Here is an 18,632-nt window from a genome sequence, read left to right as displayed (position 1 = left end):
ATGAATCATCTAAAGATAGTTGTTCCTATTCCGATAGGTAGATGGAAAACAAAGCATTCTGACTCAACTAACGAATGGTGAATTCTTAGTCAAGAATAATTGACGGGCGATCCCTACCTGATTTTTTCTATTCTTGGAAAATCTAAAAAAAAACTTGCTGGAGATCTACAAATTTTACCTACTTTCGTGACTCGAAAGAGAGTGGGGAAAGCCCAATTTCAAAAAAGAGTTTAGAAGAGTTGCCTTTTTTTATTTTACTGAAATAAAATATTGGTAATCAGTCAGATGGATTGAAGAGCTCTTTTCGCTCCATTTTAAAGCTTTTAATGAAGAAGATAAAAGCTCTTCTTCTGGTTTCAATAATTAGTTCGGGGTGTAGCGTAGCCCGGTATCGCGCCACATTTGGGATGTGGAGGTCGTAGGTTCGAATCCTGCCACCCCGACAAAGTTTTTCCGGCACTTGCGCATGTGGCGAAATTGGTAGACGCACTGTCTTCAGGCGGCAGCGCCCTCGGGTGTGGAAGTTCGAATCTTCTCATGCGCACTTATGGCCTCTCAGAATCTCTGAGAGGTTTTTTTATGTCTTCTCCCCACTCCTATTCACCTTTTCTTTCCTCCTCAGCTTTCTGGCAAGAATTTTTACAAAATTTTCACTTTCTTCTTCTACCGGAATTTGATCCCCTAAGAGATAGGCAAAAGGATGCAGCCGTTCGCTTCTACTCAAGGTGATTTTCAATACACCTACCAAAGGAATAAATAGAACCATACCGGAAACTCCCCAAAGCCAACCTCCTAATAGAATAGCCAAAATCACAGCTAAGGCATTGACCTGGACCTTTGCTCCTACTACCAATGGAGTAATGATGTTGTTCTCCAAAAGCTGAATTCCCCAGAGCACAAAAAAAGTAAGCAAAGGAAAAAACAAGGTGTCGAAGGTAAGAAACACATACAGAATTGCGAAAAATGAAGAAATGACTACTCCCACATAAGGAATCAGGTTCATGATGGCTATAAATGCAGCAAAGAGTAAAAAATACTTGACCCCGATGGAAAAGAAAAACAATCCAGAAAGCACGGATACAATGAAAGTAACGCGAATCATTCCGATCAGATAGGATTGGATGACAAGTCCGGAATCCCTGACCCAGGCCAATACATCCTCTTTTTTTTCCTTGGATATTTGAACCAAAAACTCACCGAAAAAATCCTTATAATAGAGCAAAAGAAAAATGTAAAGTGGGATAATTCCGGCTAGAGTGAGGGACTTTCCGGTAGAGAAAAGGGTTTGGTTGATATTTTCAGGTCTGACAATAGACCAAAACTCAGTTTTGTGATCGGAGTCCACCCCATCCCCTCCAATCAGAAAGGACAGCTCTTCGGAATAAAGTTCAAGCTTGGATTGAAGGTTGGCTCCAATCTCGGGGATATCCCGAATCAATCCTACCATCTGATTGAGCAATAGGTAAAAGATACCCAATACGGCAGAGCTGATCAGAAAAATAGATAAAACAATCGACATCCCTCTGGGAATGGACTTTTTTTCAAACCAAACGGCCAAGGGATTGAGTGCGAAAGCGAAAAAAACCCCCCAAACCAAGGGTACCAGAATAAAGGAGCCTTCTTTCATGACCAGTGCTCCCAATACCAAAACAATCAGAAAATACGCGGCTGTCTGAAGCTTTCTCATAGTTTGTGGGTTTTGCCCAGAATTTACAAAAACAGCGTATTTTCATTCCTGATTTAACTCAGCTTTGGGGCGAAAATTCCAAATCTTTTCTGAAAACAGAAGCTTATTGAAAAAAAACAGACCTTTATCCCCATTTTTTACGTCTACCATTAGACCAATTCCATTTCGCGATTTGCATAAAATTCTGCTTTTTGCGTTCAGAATCTCACCCCACCTATGTCAAAATTCGACCCGATCAGACCCTATTATGATGCCGAAGTCAATGCTGCTATCCGGCAGATTATTGATGACCCCATGCTGGAAGCCATGATGAATTTTGCTTTTCCGGATCAACCCACCACCTTTTGGAAAAGCATGATGCTGCAGACCCATTCCCTTAGGGACTTTCAGATCAAGTTCATTTATCCCGCTTTGATGAAGGTCTTGGAAAAAAGCTCGGATGGCCTGAGTACCTCAGGGTTTGAAAACCTAAAGCCGAACACCTCCTACCTCTTTATCTCCAACCACCGAGATATTATTTTGGACACTTCTTTGCTCAATGCCTGTCTATTTGAGAATGGACTGGTGATGACTACTTCAGCTATCGGAGACAATCTGATCAAAAAGCCATTTTTACATATTCTCTCCAGACTGAATCGGAATTTCGCCATTCAGCGGGGACTAAGTGGGAAAGCCCTCTTCGAGAGCTCCATGCTGGTCTCGGAGTTTATCAAGAAATCCTTGCTCAACGAAAACAGATCTGTATGGACTGCACAGCGGGAAGGAAGAACCAAGGATGGAAATGACAGCACACAAAAAAGCGTGCTCAAGATGTTGACTTTGGCCGAGGAAAGCTCGGACTCCTTTTCCTATTTTGAAAAAATCCGACTGGTACCGGTGTCCATTTCCTATGAATACGATCCCACCGATGTGTTGAAAATGCCCGAGCTTTTGGCCAAGTCAAGGCAGGAAAAGTACATTAAAAGTGAAAATGAAGATTTTGTCAACCTTTTAAGAGGTTTGATTGGCACAAAAAAAAGAATTCGTATTTCCGTAAATGGGGAGTTAAATGAAGAAATCAGGGAAATAGCGGCCATGAATCTCTCCCAAAATGACAAGCTTGTTCAATTATCCGGGGTGATTGACAAAAAAATATGGAATGGATATAAACTTTGGCCAAGCAATTACATCGCCCATGACTTGCTGCATAAGACTTCCGAGCAAGCCGGATTTTACACAGAAGAAGAGAAAAATGCCTTTATTGGAAGACTTAATGAAAAAGTGGACGCCAAAAACGGGTTTTTGGTAGAAAACTTCCTGTCCATGTATGCCAGTCCTGTTGACAATCAAAAAAAGCACTCAGTGGATTCTGAGTGCTTTCGATTAGTGAAAAGGAATTGAGACCTCAAACTTGGTACCTCCGCCGGGGCTGGACTGGATCGTCACTTTTCCTTTGAGGCTTTGGATTAAATGCTGGACTAGATTCAAGCCGAACCCATATCCCGACTCTCCCATGGTCCCTTGGGTAGATTTCCCTTGAAGGGCTAAGATTTCTTCAATTTTCTCAGAGGTCATCCCTGTGCCGGTATCAGCTACTTCCAAGAGCAGTGTTTGTTCATTCTCAAAAATTTTATAATCCAATTTCACAGAAACCTTACCTTCTTTAGGAGTGAATTTCAAGGAGTTGGATATCAGGTTTCCCAAAATCTGTAAAATCTTGTTTTTGGGGAAAGGTACCTCTGCATTGGGAGCCTCGACATTCACGGTAAGGCTTATATTTTTGATCAAAGCCTGGGGATCAAACATGGATATCAGTTTGTCCTTGAGGGTATTCAAGGTAAACTCTCCATCGCTCGGCTTTCTTGGCTGAATGGTCTTTGGACTTCCATAATCCTGAGAAAGGATTTCATCCGCCAATTCCAACAAGGATTTCCCGCTTTTTTGGATTAAGTTGATGAATTCCAGTACTTCATCGAGCTTGTTTTGATCTCCCTGCATCTGGATGATTTCGGCAAGACCAATAATTCCGCCCAAAGGTCCTCTGATATCATGGGCAACCCGGTTTTTTATTTGCTGGGACTCATGTACCCTTTTTTGGAGGCCATCTACGGCTTTATAAATCTTGAATCTATTGACCACTTCCTTGGCAATAATCCCGAGCATCTCCTTCTTTTCAGGACTCAATTCTTTAAAGTCCGTGTCCATCACACAGAGAGCGCCCAGGCTCACACGCTCATTGACTCGAAGCGGCACCCCATAATAGTACCTCAGACTGGGATCTTCCTTCACATAAAATTTGTCCTTGAATCGCTCATCCTTGGCCAGATCCTGAACTTCAAAATCTTGGATATTGGGATCCACAATCACGTATTGGCAGACGGTATCCTCCCTGGGCATTTGAGTGATGTCCAAGCCAAAGGAAGACACACTCCATTGGGTAAAGTGATCGATGAGATTGATCAGAGATACTTGAGTTCCTGCGATCTTGGCTGCCAGTTTGGTGAGATCTGAAAGGTTTTTATTCAGGTCCATAAAATCCAAATCCAACTCACTAAGCGCCAATAGACGCTCCATTTCATTATCCGGAATTAGCTTTTCCAAACCCATATTTGATTCGTTCATCCTGCAAAATAAATACTATCTTCGATTGACTTCCTATTATTCCATTTAAGAAAAATCATAAGCTTATTTTCCCCTTATGAAACACAAAAAACTGCATATCATAACCACTACCTTTTTCCAAACCTTCCCGAACTTTTTTCTACTTACGAATATCTTTTGTTTTTGGACTTTCTTTTCTTTTGCGAAGGCTCAGGAAAAATCCCCTTATGGTCGAATCCAAACTCCTCTGGGAGAAATCCTCTTGGAACTGGATGATCGAACGCCCAATCACCGGAGGAGCTTTATCCAATTGGCAGAAGCTGGATATTGGGATTCCCTGACTTTCAACCGGGTCATTCCCGAATTTGTAGCCCAGGGAGGCTGTCCAGATACGCCAGAAGGCTTTACTGACCCAGAATATTTGCTAGAACCGGAATTTCATCCCGAACTCACCCACACCTATGGAGCTTTAGGAGCTGGTAGAGATGATAATCCGGGCAAACTCTCTGCACGATGTCAATTTTACATTGTCCAAAACAAAGACGGACTGCACCGACTGGATGGAAACTACACTGTCTTTGGTCAGGTGATTCAAGGGATGGAGGTGATTGATCAACTGGTAAAGCTAGCTAGAGATCAAAATAATCAACCTTTGAGTCCGGTCACACTCAAGATTGACATCATTTATCTTTCAAAAAAGGAATTAAATCAGCTTCTTAATCACTAAATCCATTTAAATCCAATGAATCCAAAATTAAAAATCCTGGTGGTAGGATGCGGAAATATGGGAGCTTCTCATGCCACGGCTTATCACCATATGGCTGAATTTCAAATCTGCGGACTGGTAGCCAGAGGAGACAGCAAGGTTCGGCTCAATCAAAAGCTGAATGCCGACTATCCGCTATATGAGGATATGGAAGATGCTTTGCTCCAATCCAAACCCGATGCGGTCTGTATTTCGACCTATCCGGATACCCACGAGGAGTTTGCCCTAAAGGCATTGGAGGCCGGCTGTCATATTTTTATAGAAAAACCGCTTGCTGACACCATTTTGGGCTGCGAAAGAATCATTGCCAAAGCGAAAGAAAAAAACAAAAAAGTAGTTGTAGGCTATATCCTCAGGCATCATCCTTCCTGGATCCGATTTATCGAAGAAGCTCAAAAGCTGGGAAAGCCTCTGGTGATGCGGATGAACCTGAATCAACAGAGTCATGGCTTCATGTGGGACGTCCACCGAAATCTGATGAAATCCCTAAGCCCAATCGTGGACTGCGGCGTGCATTACATTGATGTAATGTGTCAAATGACCCGATCCAAACCGATTTCAGTTTCGGCCATTGGAGCCCGCCTAACCGAGGAAATATCCAAGGATAATTACAATTACGGGCAGCTTCAAATCCGCTTTGAGGACGGCTCTGTAGGATGGTACGAAGCAGGCTGGGGTCCCATGGTCAGCGAGACGGCATTTTTTATAAAGGACGTATTCGGGCCAAAAGGTGCTGTATCCATCGTAGCCAAGGAAGCCGGAAAATCAGGGAAATCAGATGATGTGGACTCCCATACCAAAACCGAATCGATCCGGGTACACCATGCTGATCTGGACGAAAAAAACCATTTTACCAAGTCGGATGATTGGATAGACATGACCGATGAGCCCGGCCATCAAGAGCTTTGTGACCGGGAACAGGCCTATTTTCTCCAAGCCATCCAAGAAAACTTGGACCTCACCGACCACTTGGCTGACGCACTGAACAGCCTGAAAATCGCATTTGCCTGTGACGAATCTGTGAAGACAGGAAAAATAATTCAACTTTAATAGTTAAGAAACCTAAATCAATGAAGTAAATTATCTGAGATAAACATCAAGTACTTCATGCCTGCCAAACCCAAATTGAATCCGTCTAAGGGGATAGAAAACCCCGTCCCAGCCTCTCCTGCTTCTCTTCAAATCCAAGGAGACTTGGGCAGAGCAGAAAGAGTGGCAGGGTTTGGTGTTTGGAAAATTGATTTAAACGCCTCTAAATCAGTTTTTTCCAATAATTTCATGGAATTGTTTGGCTTCAGTCCGGAAGAATTGGTTGATTCTCCTGACTTTGAATTTTCGTTTGTGGTACCCAAAGACCGAAAAAAGGTCCAAAAAGCAATTGCCACATCCATTCAGAAAGAAAATTGCTTTCATCTTCAAATCAAACTGGGCAATTCTTCCGGAAAAACATTTTGGACTGATCTGAAAGGGGAGTTTGAAAAAGAAGGAATCATCAAATCAATTTTCATGATTGCAAAATTGATTCCTGAATCAATGCAGGATGGACTTGAACTTGAAGAATCCTTTAGCTTTCAAACCATAATCAATTCCACTCCGGACCTGATATGGAGTGTGGACAAAAATCTGAATCTGATCCATGCCAACAGGGCATTTTTGGATTTGGTCAAATCTTCCCTGGACTGGACCATCCAGCCTGGGAATTATATTTTGGATACACGATTGTATAGCTCGAAATCCTATGAGTTTTGGAAGAAAAAATACCTGCAGGCGCTCAATGGAAAAACCGTCAAAATAGAACGCAAACTGGAGGAGCGCCCGGGCTACCCTACGACTTTTCTCGAAACCATCATTCATCCAATCAAAACTGAAGGACAAATCATTGGCATCGCCTGTCACTCCAGGGACATTTCCGAAAAAATCAGAACCAATCAGAAAATCAAAGAACTGAACCAAAGACTGATCAGTGCCCAAGAAATAGCCAAAGTCGGATACTGGGAAACAAATCTCAAGACTAAGGAAGTGTTTTGGTCCAAGGAAATGTTTCGGATTTGGGAAATCGAAGAAAGTACTCAACCTCTGGAATTAAATTATTTTCTGAAGTCAATCCATTCCGAGGATAAAAATTTTTTCGAGAAAAAAAGAAATGAAGCCTTGACCAAAAAGCAAAAGCTGGATGTGATTTATCGAATCCAGCTTCCTTCGGGCACGGTCAAATACATCAGAGAACTGGGTGAAATAGTCAAAGAATCAGACCAATCCAAAGAACTCTTCAAGGGTGTGGTTCAGGATATATCCGAACTCATCGAAGCACAACTTGCCCTCAAAGAGAGGAATAAATTTATAGAGTCCACCTTGGATAATTTGCCTCTGGGAATTGCCGTGAATAAGATCAGTACGGGAGAAGCCACCTTTTTGAATCAGGCATTCCTTGATATTTATGGCTGGCCGGCACAGGAATTGAAAAATGTGGAAAACTTTTTTTACAGGGTATATCCCAATCCGGAATATAGAAACTGGATCAAAAACCAAATCTTGGAAGACCTCAAGAGTGGAGACCCGGAACGGATGGCCTGGAGAGGAGTATTGATTACTACCCAAAGCGGAGAAGAGAAAGTAGTAAACGCGAAAAATATTCCTGTTCCTGACTTGGACCTCATGATTTCCACAGTCGCAGATGACACCGACAGGTATTGGGCAGAGCATGCCCTTCGAATCTCCAATGACCGCTTTTCCTTGGTTTCCGAAGCTGTTTCCGACGCGATTTGGGATTGGGATCTGGCCAAAAACACTATTTTTTGGGGAAAAGGATACCATTCCCTTTTTGGCTATCCCGAAAAACACGTGCAGGTGGATGAAAACGCCTGGCTGGAATCCATTCATCCCGATGATTTTAAGGAAATATGGGAAAGCATTTTAACAGCCCGCAAAGACCATCACAGGAAATATTGGGAGGGCAAATACCGGTTTAAGAAATACGATGGAACTTATGCCTTTGTCCATGAAAAAACGATTATTCTAAGAAATAACATTGGAACTCCTATCCGGATGGTCGGAGCACTTCAAGACATCACCAAAGAAAAAGAAAGGGAAGAGCATCTGAAATTATTGGAATCAGTGGTCACCCACACCTCAGATGCCATCCTTATTTCCCAATACAATACCGAAAAACAGGATTTTGAGACGATCTACAGCAATCACTCTTTTTCGGAAATTACCGGGTATCCCAAAGAAGAAGTGCTGGGGAAAAATCCCAATTTTTTACAAGGTAAGGACACCCACTCGGACACCCTCAAGCACTTGGAACAGGCGTTAAAGAATCAGAAAAGTCTCTCTACAGAGCTTCTGAACTATCGAAAAAATGGAACTCCCTTTTGGGTAAGTTTGAACGTAATCCCAGTAAAAACCCAAAATGAGGACATGAGTCACTGGATCTGGATCAAAAGGGATATTACTGAGCAAAAAAATAGAGAATCAGAGCTGAAAATTGCCAATGAACGTTTTAGGCTGGTAGCAGATGCCAGCAACGATGCCATTTGGGATTGGGACATACGCAATGACATTCATATCTGGGGAGATGGCTTTTTGAAGCTATTTGGGATAGATCTCAAATCCCAAAAAGAAAGCTATCAGGAATGGATAAATCGTGTACACCCCGAGGATATTCAGGGGCTTTTGGATTTCCTGGAGAATCTCAAAAGCCATCCTGAACTCACCCGTTTTGAGCTGGAATATCGATTTTTGAAATCCAATGGAGATTACACCGATGTTTCGGATACAGGGACCGTCCTTCGGGATGAAGCAGGCAATTTAACCCGACTAGTCGGAGCCATGCAGGATATCAGTACCCGGAAGAAATACGAAAACTCCCTAAAACAACTTAATGATGAACTCAAAAAAGCAAACAAGGAGCTGGAACTGTCCAATCAAGAATTGGAAAGATTTGCCTACGTAGCTTCCCATGATTTGCAGGAGCCACTCAGGATGATCTCCAGCTTTTTGGGCCTTTTAGAAAAACGATACGATTCCATTCTGGATGAAAAAGGCAAACAATACATTCACTTTGCCATCGAGGGTGCCAAGCGAATGAGACAAATCATTCTGGACTTGCTGGAATTTTCCAAATTGGACAATTTTCAGGAGTCCAAGACGTGGCTTGATACCTCAGAGCTGGTACACATTGCACAACTCTTCCTCAAAAAAACCCTGCAAAGAAGCAAAGCGGTCATTCACCAGGATGCCTTGCCTAAGGTATTTGGGCATAAAAACACCCTCATCCAACTCTTCCAAAACCTGATATCCAATGCCATTAAATACCAGCCGGATGGACAAACAGCCCGGATTTGGATTACTTGTGAAGAGGAAATAGACGCTTGGAAATTTTCAGTCAAAGACAATGGACTGGGGATTGATTCCGATTATTTGGAAAAAATCTTCATCATATTCCAGCGGCTTCACACTCAGGACAAATTCTCCGGTACTGGAATCGGGCTTTCTATCTGTAAGAAAATTGTAGAATTGCACCAAGGAAAAATCTGGGTAACCTCAACTCCCGGACAAGGGTCCACCTTCTTTTTCACCCTCCAAAAACCAAAGGAAAGATGAAAAAGAGAGGAAATTTATTTTCAAAAAGCCCCATCATTTCCGGAATCCTGGGATTTTTGGTGACGCTTTCCATCGGGATCTTCATTTCTCAGAAAGAAATTGAGCTGGATAGGCTTCAGGAAAATCAATTCGTCAATCAATCCGCTGAGTTGGTTAAGGACCGAATCGAAAAGATTCTCTACACCGCCAATTCCTCGGTAAACATTTTGGCCTACTTGGTAAAAACCAACGATGTAGAGCAAAATTTCTCAGAAGTCGGGAAAAGTATCATCGATAATATCGACATCATCGATCAAATCCAGTTTTTGGATAGCGGAAAAATCATTGCCACCCATCCTCTGAAGGGAAACGAGATAGTTATCGGCTATGATATTCTGAAAAATCCTGAAATCAGAATGGAAGCCTTGGCCGCCATTGATAAGCAAACCTTATACTTTGCCGGTCCTTTGAAGCTCCTTCAAGGAGGAGAGGGAATTATTGGTCGCCTGCCTTTATTTGAAGAAAATCAATTCAAAGGCTTCGTGGCAGTAATTATTGACTGGGAAAAATTTAAAAAAGAAGTTTTCATTGGGTTTGATGACGAAAAATCAACGCTTCTTTTTGATCTGCTAAAAACCAAACCGGGCGAAGCAAGCACTAGCTCCCTCTTACAGACGGATTTTTCTGAAGCAGATGGGCCCGTTACCCAAATCCATATACCGGAGGGAAACTGGACAGTAGTGGTCCAACTAAAAGCCTCAAAAGCAATTCAAGCTCACCTGTGGGTTATGGGTCTTCGTTTTCTCTTGGCCGGGCTACTTGGATACCTGATTTATCGATTTGCCAATTTACCCTTGGTCCTTTCCAAAAAAATCGAAGAAACCACCAAAGACCTACAGCTGAGCAATCAGCGATTTACCTTGGCCACACAGGCTACTTCTGAAATTATTTGGGATTGGGATCTACAGACCAACCAAACATTCCGGAGTGAAAACTTTGAAAAACTGCTGAAATACAAAGCCGAGGACAATTACCATAACGATGCATTTTGGAGGTCCATCATTCATCCTGATGATCTGGAAAAAGTGACTGCAGACCTAAACGAGGCAATTGCCAGTGATTCCAAAATCTGGTCCAAGGAATTTCGGGTCAAAAATGCCTTCGGGGAATATCTGGATGTGATAGACAAAGGAATTATCCTGAGAAACAAGCAGGGAAAAGCGATCAGGATTATCGGATCAACCCAAAATATCAGCTCCCGAAAGAAAGCCGAACAAAAAATAGAGGAGCAAAACAAAAGACTTTCGAATCTGATAGAAGGTACTCGGGCAGGCACTTGGGAATGGAACGTGCAGACTGGGGAAACAATTTTTAATGAAACCTGGGCAAAAATGATCGGCTACACCCTGGAAGAGCTGGAGCCGATAAGCATACAAACCTGGATCAACCATTCCCACCCGGAGGACTTAGCAATATCCAACCGCATTTTGGAGGAATGTTTCACTAAAAAAGACGGTATATATGAAGCAGAGGTAAGAATGCGGCATAAAAATGGGCATTGGATATGGGTCATGGATCGGGGAAAGGTATTCTCATGGACCCAGGAGGGTAAGCCACTGATGATGTTTGGAACCCACATGGATATTACCGAGAAGAAGAAAAACGAGCAAGAGCTTATCTCCATAAACGATCGCCTCCAATCCGCCAATCACGAACTGAAGCAATTTGCATCAGTAGCTTCCCATGACATGAAGGAACCTTTGCGGATGATCAGCTCATTTCTTCAATTGCTGGAAAAAAAATTTAGTCATCAATTGGATGAAAAGGCCCAGCAATACATCCATTTTGCAGTGGACGGGTCCAAGCGATTGAGTACGCTGATTGAAGACATGATCGCTTACGCGGCGATTGGATTCGATTCTGAACGGTTGGTGGCTTTAGATCTCAACGAATTGGTTCAGGAGGTTTTGGATTTGAAAAGAGAAGTCATCCGGGAGAAAAAAGCAATCGTCGATGTGCAACCACTTCCCAAAGTTTGGGGAATTCCCAGTCCAATCAAAACGGTGCTCATCAACCTGATTTCCAATTCTCTAAAATACCATCCCAAAGACCTCTCTCCTCACCTAAGCATCTATGCCCACATCAACAAGGAGGACTGTCAAATCACGGTAGAAGATCGGGGCATAGGAATAGAAAAGGAATTTTTTCAAAAGATTTTCAATATTTTAGAAAGACTGCATACCAAGGAAGAATATTCAGGGACAGGCATTGGGTTGGCTGTTTGCAAAAAGATCATCGAACAACATGGAGGAAAAATATGGGTAGATTCCATTCCCGGAAAAGGAAGTAAATTTCATTTCACTTTGAAAGTATATGACGAATCAGCCAATTGACATTTTTTTGGTAGAAGATAACGAGGGCGATATACTCCTGATCCAAGAATCAATGGATGAAGCCAATCTTTCCAACCGAATCAGGGTAGTCCGGGATGGTGAAGAGGCCTTTCAGACCCTGGAAGACTTGGGCACCTCAAGTCTGAAAAATCTCCCTGATATCCTATTACTGGACATCAATCTGCCCAAAAAAAACGGTCATGAAGTATTGGCTTCCATCAAAACCAATCCCGCACTAAAAAAAACACCCATCATAGTCTTGACCAACTCCTCCTCAGAAAATGATATTTTTAAAGCCTATGACCATCATGCCAATTGCTATATTGTCAAACCTTTGGAGATTCAAGACTTTCATCATGTCGTGAAAAAGATCAAAGAATTCTGGAATTCTGTGGCTAAACTCCCTAAACCCTCAATTCTATGAAAAGGGACGAAAAAGAGTATCACCTATTGGTGATAGAGGACAATTTGGGTGATTTTGTGATCTTAGAAGAATATCTTTCCGAATATTTGATCAATTCCTCCATGGTTCATGCGGAGGATTTCAAAGCGGCTACCACTGTTTTGAACCAATCGACACGCAGATTTGATTTGGTCTTTTTGGACCTTTCTCTTCCGGACAAGTCGGGGGAAGACTTGGTGAAAGAGATCATCAGACTCACCGAAGGAATCCCGGTGGTGGTATTGACCGGCTTTACAGATTTGGAGTTTGGCAGTAGATCTTTGGCGCTTGGAGCCTCTGACTATCTGGTCAAAGATGATCTTTCCCCTGCCATCCTTTATAAAAGCCTGATATACAATATTCAACGAGTCAACTTCATTCAGGAACTTACCGAGACCAAGAGAAAATACGCTGACCTGTTCCAGCTCAATCCCTCTCCAATCCTAGTCTATGACCTCAATACCTTAAACATACTGGATGTCAACAATGCCGCCTGTGAAAGCTATGGATACAGCAGGGAGGAATTTTTGACCCTAGGACTGAAAGATATCAGACCGCAGGAGGAAATTCCTGTTTTAGTCCAATCCGTGGAAGACTTTTGGATCAATAATAAATCGGATTATGTCCGATTCACCAGACACTTGAAGAAAAACGGAGAAATCATCGATGTAGAAATCAGTCCCGCAAAAGTCAAAATCAATAATCAGAATGCAGCTATCGTTTTGATCAAAGACATCACCGAAAACCTGAAATACATCCATAAAATCGAGGAACAGAACCAGACATTCAAAGAAATCGCCTGGATCCAATCCCATGTGGTACGGGCTCCCCTTGCCAGAATGATGGGAGTTATCCATTTGCTGGAGTCCTGTGAATCTACCATGGATCCCGAAACCCTCGAACTGATTCAATACATCAAAAGATCTTCGGAAGAACTCGACGGTATCGTGAGAGACATCAGTAAAAAATCAGAAAGAGTATTAAACGGCAAAAACCCAAATGATTCCTGACCTAGTCCTTATAGATGATGACCCGATCTTGCTGATCATACTGGAAAAGATGTTTAGAAAAATCAATCCAAAACTCACTATCCAATCCTTCGAATCTGGATTGGACGGTTTGGAGTTTTTAAAAAATCAGGATTCAGCCCATAAACCCATCGCAATGGTAGATGTGAACTTAAAGGACATCAGTGCTTGGGATTTCCTGGATAAACTGGAATCAAGCCCATCTTCTGTCCCACCTATTTTCTTAATCACTTCTTCTGTGAATTCAAAAATCCCGGAAATCTCCCGGGAGTACAAATGTGTGGCAGGGTTCTATGTAAAGCCCATAACTCTGGAAACAATAAAAAAAATAAACCATCAAATCCTTGAGGTCTCCTAATCTGCTTGGAAATTGATCTATCAAAAATGAAACATCAAACTGTCTTAATTACCGGAGGAGCTAGCGGTATCGGCTTGGCCATGGTCAAAAAATTCGCCTCGAAAGGATGCACTGTCTTTTTCATCGACACCAACCATCCCGAGGGAACAAAGCTGGAAATGGAAGAGCATGAAAAGGGTTTTACTGTCAAATTCCTGGAAATTGACCTTACAGCCTTTGATGCGGTAAGGAAAGCCGTGAATTCCATTCCTGGAAAAATTGACGTGCTGATCAATAATGCAGGAATCTCCCATATAGGAAAAGTCGAAAACACCAGCGAAGAAGACTTCGATAGGCTGTATTCCGTCAATATCAAAGGAGTCTTTCATTCGATCAAAGCTGCTTTACCCAAATTGATTGAAAAAGGCGGGGGATCCATTCTCAACCTTTGTTCTGTGGCTGCCACCATTGGCATTCCCGATCGGTTTGCCTACAGCATGACCAAAGGAGCCGTGCTCTCCATGACGTTGAGCATAGCCAGAGATTATGTCGATCAAGGGATTCGCTGCAACTGCCTATCTCCCGGAAGGGTACATACCCCTTTTGTGGATGGATTTTTGGCCAAAAACTACCCGGGTCAGGAAAAAGAAATGTATGCCAAGCTCGCTGCAACCCAACCCATCGGCAGAATGGGAACTCCAGAAGAAATCGCTGAATTGGCGTATTTCATCAGTTCAGACGCTGGTGGATTCATCACCGGAGCCAATTTTAACATAGACGGAGGATTTATGGGCCTCAAAATGTAGCCTTACCTCTAATCTCAAACCAATAAACCTAAACTTATCTCATGAAACTCATACGATTTGGAGAAAAAGGGAAAGAGCTTCCCGGTATTCAGACTTCGGAAGGAAAATATTTGGACTGCTCCGCATTTGGGGAAGACTGGAACGAAGCTTTTTTTGATTCCAATGGATTGGAAAGGCTCTCCGGTTGGCTAAAGGCAAACCAAGATAACCTAAAGGAAATCTCAAAGGGTGCGAGATTGGGTTCTCCAATCGCCCGCCCTTCCAAGATCATCTGCATCGGTCTCAATTACCGCAAACATGCAGAAGAAGCAGGAATGGCCGTACCCGAAGTGCCCATCATTTTCATGAAAGCCACCTCTTCCCTTTGTGGTCCTTTTGATCCCATTTTTATTCCCAAAAACTCGGTAAAAACTGACTGGGAAGTGGAGTTAGCCGTAGTGATCGGAAAAAGAGCCAAATACGTAAAAAAAGAAAACGCATACGACTACATCGCAGGCTACTGCCTCCACAATGACGTCAGCGAACGGGATTTTCAGTTGCACCACGGAGGACAATGGGTCAAAGGAAAAAGCGCAGACCACTTTGCTCCTTTGGGACCGGTTTTGGTCACCCGAGACGAAATCAAAGATCCTCATAACTTGCGGCTTTGGCTCAAACTCAACGGAAAAACGCTGCAGGACAGCTCCACTTCAGACCTGATATTTGACATTCCCACACTCATTGCACACCTATCTCAATACATGACTTTACTCCCTGGGGATGTCATCTCTACAGGAACCCCGGCAGGAGTAGGAATGGGATTAAAACCCGAGCCCCAATACCTAAAGGAAGGAGATGTGGTAGAGTTGGGTATTGAGGGACTTGGTGTTTCCAAACAGGTAGCCATCAACGACCCTGAAGGATGAAAGTAGACTCCCACCAGCATTTTTGGGAGTACGATCCCAAACGCCAAGACTGGATCAGCGAGGATATGAAAAGGATCCGGAGAAATTTCCTTCCCGGTGATCTATTTCCTTTGCTCCAAGACGCCAAAATCGATGGATGCATTGCCGTGCAGGCAGAGGAAAGCCTACGCGAAACGGATTTTCTCATTGACCTTGCTCAGCAGCACGAGTGGATTCTGGGAGTGGTAGGCTGGGCAGATTTGGGAAGTGACGGATTGGAAGAAGTGCTGGAAAACTACTCGGAAAATGAGCATCTAGTCGGTTTTCGGGAAGTATTGCAGAGTAAAGATCCCCGATACATGCTCCGGGAAGAGTTTATCCGAGGTATTCATAAACTAGGTGAAAAAGGCTATTGCTACGATCTCCTGACGTTTCCCCAGCATCTTGAGGCTACTTTGGAATTGGTAAAAAAATGCCCGGATCAGCGATTTGTGATTGATCATCTCTCAAAGCCGGCGATCAAATCAGGAGCCTGGAAGGAATGGAAAAAACGCATCTCTCCTTTGGCTGAGCGGGAGTTGGTTTGGTGCAAACTTTCCGGCATGGTCACCGAGGCAGATTGGCAAAAATGGACCTATGAGGACCTCTTTCCTTTTTTGGAAATCAGCATGGAATTATTCGGCCCTGAGCGGTTGATGTTTGGATCAGATTGGCCTGTCTGTTTGGTGGCTGGAGAGTACGAGCAGGTTTTCCGGGTGATTGAGGACTTCAGTTCACAGCTCTCCACCTCCGAACAGGACCTTATTTGGGGTCAAACAGCCTTGGAATTTTACCAAATATCTTAAGCCATGGATCTGAAATTACGGGGAAAAGTCATTCTGGTATCAGGTGGAGCAAAAGGAATAGGAGGAGCCATTTCCAAAGGGCTGATTGAGGAAGGTGCGTTTCCGGTCATTATTGATCCTTCGGAAAATGAAGGGAAAGCCTTGGTGGAATTGGCTCAGGGAAATGCCCTTCATCTGCCCATTCGGCTCTTTTCAGCCGATCAGGCCAAAGAAGTGGTCATGCTAGCGGTGGAAAAGTTTGGAAAAATAGATGGCCTCGTCAACAATGCCGGAGCCAATGACAGTGTCGGTTTGGAAAATGGATCTCCTGAGGAATTTGCCCAATCCCTTGCTAACAATCTGTTCCATTATTACCATTTGGCCCACTACGCGCTCCCCCATTTGAAAAAAAGTCAGGGAGCGATAGTCAATATATCCTCCAAAACAGCCGTGACCGGGCAGGGAGGCACTTCGGGTTATGTGGCTGCTAAAGGAGCTCAATTGGCGCTCACCCGGGAATGGGCCGTGGAACTCCTTCCCTACCAAATCCGAGTCAATGCCCTATTACCCGCTGAAGTTTACACTCCGATGTATGAGTCCTGGATTCAGTCCTTCTCCAACCCTCAAAAAAAACTGGAGGAAATCAACCAAAAAATCCCTTTGGGCAGGCGAATGACCAATCCGGAAGAAATAGCTGCGATGGCTATTTTCCTTCTTTCTGAAAAAGCCTCACACATCACTGGACAGCATCTCTATGTGGACGGGGGATATACCCATCTTGACCGATCTTTATGAACCGAAAATCTCCCGTAGTACCAAAAGAACTCCTTATCCCCTTCATTCTGATCACCTCCCTTTTTGCTCTTTGGGGATTTGCAAATGACATCACCAATCCCATGGTGGCAGCATTTAAGCGGGTTTTGGAACTGAACAACACCCAAGCCTCATGGGTACAACTGGCTTTTTATGGAGGATACTTTACCATGGCTTTACCAGCCGCATTTTTTATCAAAAAATATTCTTACAAGGTAGGTGTCCTTTTAGGTCTGGGCCTGTATGCTTTTGGGGCACTTTTATTTTATCCAGCGGCTTCTTTGGAAAGCTATGGGTTCTTCTTGGCTGCCTTGTATATTCTGACCTTCGGATTGGCCTTTTTAGAAACTACTGCCAATCCCTATATCCTATCCATGGGGCCCGAGGCAACAGCCACTCAACGGTTGAATTTAGCCCAAGCTTTCAATCCCATGGGCGCCTTGGCGGGTCTTTTCGTGGCCAAAACATTTATTCTCAATTCCCTTCAGTCCAATAATTTAGACGAAAATGGTAACCTGATTTATGACTCTTTGGATATCGGAGCCAAAGCCATAGTGAAGAGTAATGACCTGATGGTCATCAGAAATCCTTACGTGATCTTGGGATTGGTAGTCTTGGGCATTTTGGTGGTGATTGCACTGGCTAAAATGCCGGAAAACAAGGATTCCCGTGGGAAAATCAACTTTGGCTCCACAATGAAGCGTCTGCTGAAAAACAGAAACTTTGTGGAAGGAACCTTAGCCCAAATGTTTTATGTAGGTGCGCAAATCATGGTATGGACCTACATTTATCAATATGGCGAATCGATCGGAATTACCACCTACGATGCAGTCAATTATGCCTATGCCTCTTTAGGGGTATTTTTGGCAGGAAGATGGATTTGTACGGCATTGCTTCGTGTTATATCCCCTTCAAAACTATTAGCTGCTTTTTCTATCCTGGCCATGGCTTTCACTTTAGGAGCCATTTTTCTGGAAGGAATGACTGGATTGTATTCTTTGGTTGGAATCAGCTTTGCGATGTCCCTGATGTTTCCAACTATCTATGGTATCGCTTTGGATGGTTTGGGAGAGGACTCAAAGTTTGCCGCGGCGTTTTTGGTCATGGCTATCGTGGGAGGGGCCATCATGCCTACCCTACAGGGGATGATCTTGGACCTTGGAGGGAAAGGCTACACGGACACCTTGATTCTCGGGGTTCCGGAAGTGAATTTCTCCTTTTTTCTTCCTTTTGCCTGCTTTTTAATGGTTTGGCTATTCAGTATTCGGGTGAAGAAAACTGTCATAAATAATTAGACCATAGGTCTATTGGAAAGACTTTTCCAGATTCAAGTAATAAGTGCAACACTAAAGGTTTAAGGAAGGAAGCCTAGGCTTCCTTCCTTAGGCTGAAGAATTAAATTAGTGTTGTCATGCAGAAATTCAATCATCTCAGCCCAGAGCAAAGGTACCAAATCGAAATTTTAATCAAACAAGGGGTGACTCAGACCGG

Annotated in this window: 15 protein-coding genes and 2 tRNA genes; 15 read left to right on the top strand and 2 right to left on the bottom strand. The window is 43.3% G+C overall.

Annotated features, from left to right (window positions below; translation table 11 throughout):
• Window positions 1-369 precede the first annotated feature (369 nt).
• Window positions 370-443: transfer RNA gene (locus AAA943_RS11440), tRNA-Pro, on the top strand.
• 19 nt (window positions 444-462) lie between these two features.
• Window positions 463-544: transfer RNA gene (locus AAA943_RS11435), tRNA-Leu, on the top strand.
• A gap of 33 nt (window positions 545-577) precedes the next feature.
• Here the strand turns inward: AAA943_RS11435 and AAA943_RS11430 are convergent.
• Complete coding sequence (locus AAA943_RS11430; RefSeq protein ID WP_338224385.1) at window positions 578-1,687, bottom strand: AI-2E family transporter; 1,110 nt, start codon at window positions 1,685-1,687, stop codon at window positions 578-580.
• A gap of 216 nt (window positions 1,688-1,903) precedes the next feature.
• On the opposite strand from AAA943_RS11430, the gene AAA943_RS11425 reads away from it, so the two are divergent.
• The gene (locus tag AAA943_RS11425) at window positions 1,904-3,067 is read left to right on the top strand and encodes a 1-acyl-sn-glycerol-3-phosphate acyltransferase (RefSeq protein ID WP_338224384.1); all 1,164 of its coding nucleotides are present in this window, start codon (window positions 1,904-1,906) and stop codon (window positions 3,065-3,067) included.
• Here the strand turns inward: AAA943_RS11425 and AAA943_RS11420 are convergent.
• On the bottom strand, window positions 3,050-4,288 hold the full coding sequence (locus AAA943_RS11420) for a GAF domain-containing sensor histidine kinase (protein WP_338224383.1): 1,239 nt from the start codon (window positions 4,286-4,288) through the stop codon (window positions 3,050-3,052). The two genes, AAA943_RS11425 and AAA943_RS11420, sit on opposite strands and share 18 nt — an antisense overlap.
• Before the next feature lie 76 nt (window positions 4,289-4,364).
• On the opposite strand from AAA943_RS11420, the gene AAA943_RS11415 reads away from it, so the two are divergent.
• The 12 genes from AAA943_RS11415 to fucP are packed head-to-tail and all read left to right on the top strand — an operon-like array spanning window position 4,365 to window position 18,436.
• Window positions 4,365-4,994 (top strand): peptidylprolyl isomerase, encoded by a 630-nt coding sequence (locus AAA943_RS11415; protein WP_338224382.1) that lies wholly within the window; start codon window positions 4,365-4,367, stop codon window positions 4,992-4,994.
• A gap of 15 nt (window positions 4,995-5,009) precedes the next feature.
• Entirely contained in the window at window positions 5,010-6,083 is a 1,074-nt protein-coding gene (locus tag AAA943_RS11410) for a Gfo/Idh/MocA family protein (protein ID WP_338224381.1), read from the top strand.
• Between the two features lie 57 nt (window positions 6,084-6,140).
• Window positions 6,141-9,635, top strand: coding sequence for a PAS domain-containing protein (locus AAA943_RS11405; protein WP_338224380.1), 3,495 nt, complete (start codon window positions 6,141-6,143; stop codon window positions 9,633-9,635).
• Complete coding sequence (locus tag AAA943_RS11400) at window positions 9,632-12,007, top strand: PAS domain-containing protein (protein ID WP_338224379.1); 2,376 nt, start codon at window positions 9,632-9,634, stop codon at window positions 12,005-12,007. The genes AAA943_RS11405 and AAA943_RS11400 overlap by 4 nt, the downstream gene beginning before the upstream one ends.
• Window positions 11,988-12,431, top strand: coding sequence for a response regulator (locus tag AAA943_RS11395; RefSeq protein ID WP_338224378.1), 444 nt, complete (start codon window positions 11,988-11,990; stop codon window positions 12,429-12,431). The genes AAA943_RS11400 and AAA943_RS11395 overlap by 20 nt, the downstream gene beginning before the upstream one ends.
• Complete coding sequence (locus AAA943_RS11390) at window positions 12,428-13,459, top strand: response regulator (protein WP_338224377.1); 1,032 nt, start codon at window positions 12,428-12,430, stop codon at window positions 13,457-13,459. Before AAA943_RS11395 ends, AAA943_RS11390 begins: the two co-directional genes overlap by 4 nt.
• A complete protein-coding gene (locus AAA943_RS11385) occupies window positions 13,449-13,835 on the top strand; it encodes a response regulator (RefSeq protein WP_338224376.1) in 387 nt (128 codons plus the stop codon). The genes AAA943_RS11390 and AAA943_RS11385 overlap by 11 nt, the downstream gene beginning before the upstream one ends.
• A 26-nt stretch (window positions 13,836-13,861) precedes the next feature.
• On the top strand, window positions 13,862-14,620 hold the full coding sequence (locus AAA943_RS11380) for an SDR family NAD(P)-dependent oxidoreductase (RefSeq protein WP_338224375.1): 759 nt from the start codon (window positions 13,862-13,864) through the stop codon (window positions 14,618-14,620).
• Window positions 14,621-14,661: 41 nt separating this feature from the next.
• The gene (locus tag AAA943_RS11375) at window positions 14,662-15,525 is read left to right on the top strand and encodes a fumarylacetoacetate hydrolase family protein (RefSeq protein ID WP_338224374.1); all 864 of its coding nucleotides are present in this window, start codon (window positions 14,662-14,664) and stop codon (window positions 15,523-15,525) included.
• A complete protein-coding gene (locus tag AAA943_RS11370) occupies window positions 15,522-16,349 on the top strand; it encodes an amidohydrolase family protein (protein WP_338224373.1) in 828 nt (275 codons plus the stop codon). Before AAA943_RS11375 ends, AAA943_RS11370 begins: the two co-directional genes overlap by 4 nt.
• Window positions 16,350-16,352: 3 nt before the next feature.
• Window positions 16,353-17,123 (top strand): L-fucose dehydrogenase, encoded by a 771-nt coding sequence (locus AAA943_RS11365; RefSeq protein ID WP_338224372.1) that lies wholly within the window; start codon window positions 16,353-16,355, stop codon window positions 17,121-17,123.
• A complete protein-coding gene (gene fucP / locus AAA943_RS11360) occupies window positions 17,120-18,436 on the top strand; it encodes an L-fucose:H+ symporter permease (protein ID WP_338224371.1) in 1,317 nt (438 codons plus the stop codon). Before AAA943_RS11365 ends, fucP begins: the two co-directional genes overlap by 4 nt.
• The last annotated feature ends 196 nt before the right edge of the window (window positions 18,437-18,632 follow it).

This window comes from Algoriphagus confluentis (assembly GCF_036245625.1).
Taxonomy (GTDB): Bacteria; Bacteroidota; Bacteroidia; order Cytophagales; family Cyclobacteriaceae; genus Algoriphagus; species Algoriphagus confluentis.
This window is presented reverse-complemented; position numbering and strand designations above follow the sequence as displayed.